Raw genomic sequence first — 5054 nt, 5'->3', positions numbered from 1 at the left:
TACGAGGCATCGTTCGACCTCGGACGTTAAAGAACAAGTTAGGCCGGGTCCAGCCAAGAGACTGCTTGAGGAGCCGGAAGGTGTGCTCCACATGGAAGCGGCGAAAGGAATGCCTGCCAGCACCGGTCAACGTCGTCCGCGGCGGCACCAGTGCCCGACCACCACGGCCAGACGGGTTTGTTCACTCCGCCGCTCGGCAGCTTCTCGACCGTCAGGCGGATCACGGTGCCCTCGATGATCGGCAGTGGACCCTTGTGGTCGATCCACGCGGCCCTGCGGGTCAGCCGGGGATGGAGCCGCCCCCATGCCTGCACGGTCGCCGCCCCCTACCGGTCGGTGTTGGTGATGGTGACCGCGGTGACTTCGCCCCAGGTCTCGGGCCGTCCGAACACGAATTCGCCGCCTTGCTTCGGCGGGCGACCGCCTGCGGCAGTCAGATCCACGGGACTGGGACCGGCTTGCGCATCACCCGGTCCGAGCGGAGCCGGCCCAGGACCTCGGTCGGCATGTCCGTCAAAAGGTGCGCGATCCGAGGCGCGTCGTAGCCGGCGTCCATGACGATGAGGACGTCCGGTTGGCCCCGCTGCCACTGGCCCGCTGCGATGAGGCGTTCGACGACCTCGCGGCCCTGGATGGCGGTGACGGCCGCGAGGTCGGCGCCGGCTCCAGCCGGATCGCGTCCAGGAGGGCGGTCCAGGAGGTGCGGCCGCTCTCCAGCGCGGCAACGATCGAGTACGGCCAGCCCGGACCATCTGGTGTTTGCCCAGGCGCCGGCCGAAGGAGCGGTCCGGCACGTGTTGGCGTCCGGCCGTAGCCACGGCGAGACGTCGACCGCCAGCACCAAACGCCCGTCGGCCGCGCGGGGCAGCGGCACCCCGACCAGGGCACGGCGGAGCCGGGCGATGTCGATCTGGCCGTGGTTCAGTCCCGCGTAGAGGGCGCCGTGCCCGCGCCGATGCTCGGGCGCGAGGGCCAGGTCCACGAGCGTGCGAACCGGACCGTCGGTGCACAACAACGCGTCACACAGCTCGAAGAGGGCATCGCCCCGGGCAAGCAGGGAGGCGTACAGCTCGGTGCGCAACGCCGTCACCGCCGTGAACGCGTCTGGTTGAACCCCGTGCTCGGCCTGTCCCACGATCTGGCGGACCAAAAACGTCAAGCTGACGGGGGTGCCGACTCGGCCGGCCCGTCGGCCCCGGCCGAGGGGCTGCAGGGCTCGGCGGGGTTCCGGCTCGGCCAGGCCGGGCCGGTGGGCGGTTTCGGGGTGGGGTGCGGGGTCAGCGGCGGTGGATGCGGTCGACGCCGTACCAGCGGGAGACGCAGGCGGCGACCCAGTCCCGGGCGTAGGCGGTGGTGAAGAACGGTTCGGCGAGGCTGCCGATGGGCAGGGGGCGGTAGCCGACGTCCGTGGCGCCTTGCGCCGCCTGGGCGCGGATGCGGGCGTTCTGGGCGTCCCAGGCGATGGAGCGGGCCACCGTGGTGGTGGTGAGCTGCTGGACGGCGGGGACGAGGGAGGCCGTCGAGGCGAGCGTCAGGCAGAACGCGGCCGTGGCGCAGGCCGCCAGGGTGGCGGGGCCGGCGGGGCGGCGGGCGGCCAGGCGGGGGGCGGCCCATGCGCCCAGCAGGGCTCCGTAGCCGCACAGGGCCAGTTCCATGGGCAGCAGGTAGCTCGTCCAGGTACGGGCGTAGGTCCATCCGGTGGGGCCGTATCCGCTGCGCAGGCCGGCCGCCACCGCGAACGATCCCAGGGCCACCACGGGCAGTGGGAGCAGCAGCAGGGCGGCCCGTGTCCACCGCCCGGCCGGGGCCGGGGGCGGGGCCGGGGCTGGGGTCGGGGGTGAGGGTGAGGTCGAGGGTGAGGGTCGGGGGGTGCGCAGGGTGGCGGCCAGGCCCAGGAGGAGGCCGGCGGCCGGGGCGGCGAGGTAGGCCCACTGTCCGGTGACGGTGTCCCACATGCGGAGCCAGTCCTCGTAGGTGGCGTGCAGTTCGCCCGTGGAGAGCAGCGGCTCCTTCTCAAGCTGCTGGGCGCGGCGCCAGCGGGCGCCCGGGGAGGTGTAGAGGACGGCGAGGCCGCAGGCGAGGCCGGTGCACCACAGCAGGCACCAGGTGAAGGGGCGCCAGGTGGTGGCCAGGCGCAGGCGTGGCAGGCACAGCAGGGCGGTCAGGGCGGCGGTGAGGCCGCTGACGAGGGCGAAGGGTTCGCTGAGGGTGCCGAGGGCGAAGCCGATGAGGAGGGCGCCGGCGAGGCCGGCGGTGCGGACGGCCGGGCGGGGGTGGGTGAGGGTGGCCAGGGCCAGCAGGAGGGCCCACAGGCCGATGACGCCGGGCAGGGTGTGGGAGATGGTGGCGGGGGCCCACAGCAGGACCTGGTAGCTGCGGGTGCCGGCGAAGTAGAGGAGGGCCTGGAGGACCAGGGCGCAGGCGGTCAGGAGCAGCAGGGGCGGGGTGTGGCCGAGGGCGCGCAGGAGGCGGCGGCCCAGCAGGACCAGGGCGGTGGTGAGCAGGACGGTGATGAGGGTGGGGAGGATCTTGGTGCCGGCGGGTCCGCCGCTGTAGAGGAGGCCGCTGAGGAAGGCGTTGGCGATGCGGCCGTTCTGGGTGGTGTAGAAGTCGGCGGTGATGCCGAGGACGCCGAGGTCGCGGGTCTTCCATGCGGCGCACCAGTCGTCGGAGGTGGGGCGGATGTAGAGGCCGAGGAAGCATCCGACGGCGACGAGGGCTCCGGCGGCGGTGAGGAGGGTTGCCGCGGCGGCGGGCAGGAGGGTGCGCGGGAGTCGGCGGGGGCCGGTTTCCCGGCGGGTGGGGGTGGAGGGGCTGAGGCGTTCTTCCTCGCCCTCGGCCGCCATGGTGCTCATGGGCCTCCCCTTCGCAGCGGGGGCCCGTCGGGCAAGGGCGGCCGGTGCGCCCCGCCGGCTGTGGTGAGCGCACGGCCCGCGAACACCCATGATGTGCACGGCCCGCCGTGTCCGGCATCCCGGGCCGGGGGCGGTCCGGCCGGGCGGGCGAGGGCGGTTCGGGCAGGCGGGGGGCGGGCCGGGGCCGGCCGGGCGGGGGCGGGGCGGTTTCGGCAGGCGGGGGGCTGCTCGGGTGAGTGGAGGTGGGGTGTGGGCTCACCCGGGCGGCGGGCTGCCGTGGCGGGGTGGGCGGTGGTTGTCGAGGATGAGTGGGGGTCAGGCTTGCGCGCGTGCACCGGCTGCGGCGAGTACGCGGGTGCGTGGGCGTGTGTGTGGGTGCGGCGGAGGGAGTGGCGGTGTCCGGTGTCCTCGGCTGCTGGGCGGTGGTCGCGGCGGCGTTGACGAGTACGGCTGTTCCCGTGTGCGGTGCGGGCGGTCATGCGCCGTTGTCGGGGCTGGCCGCTCCTGCTGTCGGTGTGTTGTCGAATGCGAGTGCCGCCGAGGGGGTTTCGGCGTCGCTGGCTGCCGGTGCCCGGTATGTGGAGGGCAGCAACGTGCTGCGGCTGGCGTCGGGGCGGTGGCGGTATCTGCCGCCGGGGCGGTCGGTGTCGGTGGTGGTCGCGGCCGGGGACGCGGGGGCGCTGCGGCAGATCGGGCAGAGCCGGGCGTGGCTGGCTTCCGGCCGGGTTCCGGGGCGGTCGGCGGCCGAGCGGGCGGCGGCCGGGCGGGCGCTGCTGGCGATGCGGGCGCTGTTGCGGCCCAACGGGGCGATGGCGGCGGGGTGGAGTCCGGGGTGGATGTACGCGTGGCCGCGGGATTCGAGTTTTGCGTGTGCCGCGTTCGCGCTGACCGGGCATGACGCGGAGGCGTTTCGGATCCTGCGGCACAGTGCGGCGACCCAGCGCGGGGACGGCAGCTGGGAGGCGCGGACGAAGCTGGACGGTTCGGGGCCGCCGGACGGCAGGCGGTGGCAGCTCGATGCCAACGGCTGGGTGCCGTGGGCGGCGTGGCAGTGGTATCGGGCGGCGCCGGTGCAGGGGCGGCGGGAGCGGCTGGCGGTGCTGTATCCGATGGTCCGCAAGGCGGCCGACCGTGCGGCGCGTTCCCTGGGGGCGGACGGGCTGCCTCCGGCTTCTCCGGACTATTGGGAGCTGATGACGGCCACGGCGAACATCGGTACGGCCGCGCCGTTGCTGGCGGGGCTGAACGCGTCGGCGGACCTGGCGCGGGAGGCGGGCCGGCCGGTGGACGCGGTGCGTTGGGAGCGGGCGGCGCGGCGGCTGTCGGCGGGGATCTCCAAGCGGTTCTTCCCGCTCGGCTACCAGCGGAGCGTCGACGGGCGGCACGGGCGTGACAGTGCGGTGGCGTTCATGGCGCCTCCGTTCAACGCGGGGGCCGCCGGTGTGTCCGCGGCGTTGGAGGCCACCTACCGGGCGCTGCTGCTGCCCAACGGGGGGCTGACTCCGGGCAATGATCCGGGGGCGCCGTGGGGGGCGGTGGCGTGGACGCCCAGTACGGCGTTCTTCGCGCTGGCGTGGGCGGCGGGGGGCCGGCCGGCGAAGGCGGGGCCGGTGCTGGAGTGGGTGTTGTCGAAGCGGAACGGGTTGGGTGAGCTGCCGGAGAAGGTGGACGGGGCGGGTCGGCCGGCGTCGGTGGCGCCGCTGGCGTGGACGGGTTCGATCGTGGTGCTGTCGCTGGTGGCGCTGGAGGCCGGCGGGCTGTCCGCGCCGCCGCTGCGGCCGTAGGCGGCGGGCGTCACGGGGGTAGGGGGGGGGGGGGGCCGGGCCCGGCGCGGGGCGGTGCGGCGGCCTGGCCGTCGCGCAGGTCCTGGTCGGCTTTTTCCTCAGCCCGGTGCTGGTTCCGCTTCGCCCACGCGCGTCCGGGCGACCCCCTTTTTCCGCCACCTGCCTCAGTGGTGCGCCGCGCCCACCGGTGTCTGAACGCCGTCGGGCCGCTGACCGGGTGGTCGTCGTTCGGGGTGGGTTTACCCGTGCCACCCGGAGCCCTGGCGGGCGGCTTGGGCGAGGGCGGTGGGTGCGACGGCCCGGTGCCACGGCACGGACGGCGTCGGCCCGCCGGGCGTGCCGGGAGCCGGGGCCGGGGTGGGGGTGGGGGTGGGGGTGGGGGTGGGCGGGGGTGTGGTGGTGAGGTGCAGGTCGG

General features: G+C 75.0%; 2 protein-coding genes and 1 pseudogene. 1 reads left to right on the top strand and 2 read right to left on the bottom strand.

The window, feature by feature from the left end; translation table 11 throughout:
- Both AVW11_RS39400 and AVW11_RS35205 read right to left on the bottom strand, forming a co-directional pair.
- Positions 1-1135, bottom strand: a pseudogene (locus tag AVW11_RS39400) (transposase); the annotation flags it as partial.
- A gap of 142 nt (positions 1136-1277) precedes the next feature.
- Positions 1278-2855, bottom strand: coding sequence for a DUF6056 family protein (locus AVW11_RS35205; protein ID WP_076047056.1), 1578 nt, complete (start codon positions 2853-2855; stop codon positions 1278-1280).
- A gap of 395 nt (positions 2856-3250) precedes the next feature.
- Here AVW11_RS35205 and AVW11_RS38150 point away from each other — a divergent pair, with 395 nt between their 5' ends.
- Entirely contained in the window at positions 3251-4639 is a 1389-nt protein-coding gene (locus tag AVW11_RS38150; protein ID WP_158076185.1) for a glycoside hydrolase family 15 protein, read from the top strand.
- Positions 4640-5054: the final 415 nt, after the last annotated feature.

The sequence above is a fragment of the Streptomyces amritsarensis genome (genome assembly GCF_001953875.1).
Taxonomy (GTDB): Bacteria; Actinomycetota; Actinomycetes; order Streptomycetales; family Streptomycetaceae; genus Streptomyces; species Streptomyces amritsarensis.
Note: the sequence above shows the minus strand (reverse complement) of the source record. Positions and strands in the feature narration are given on the sequence as shown.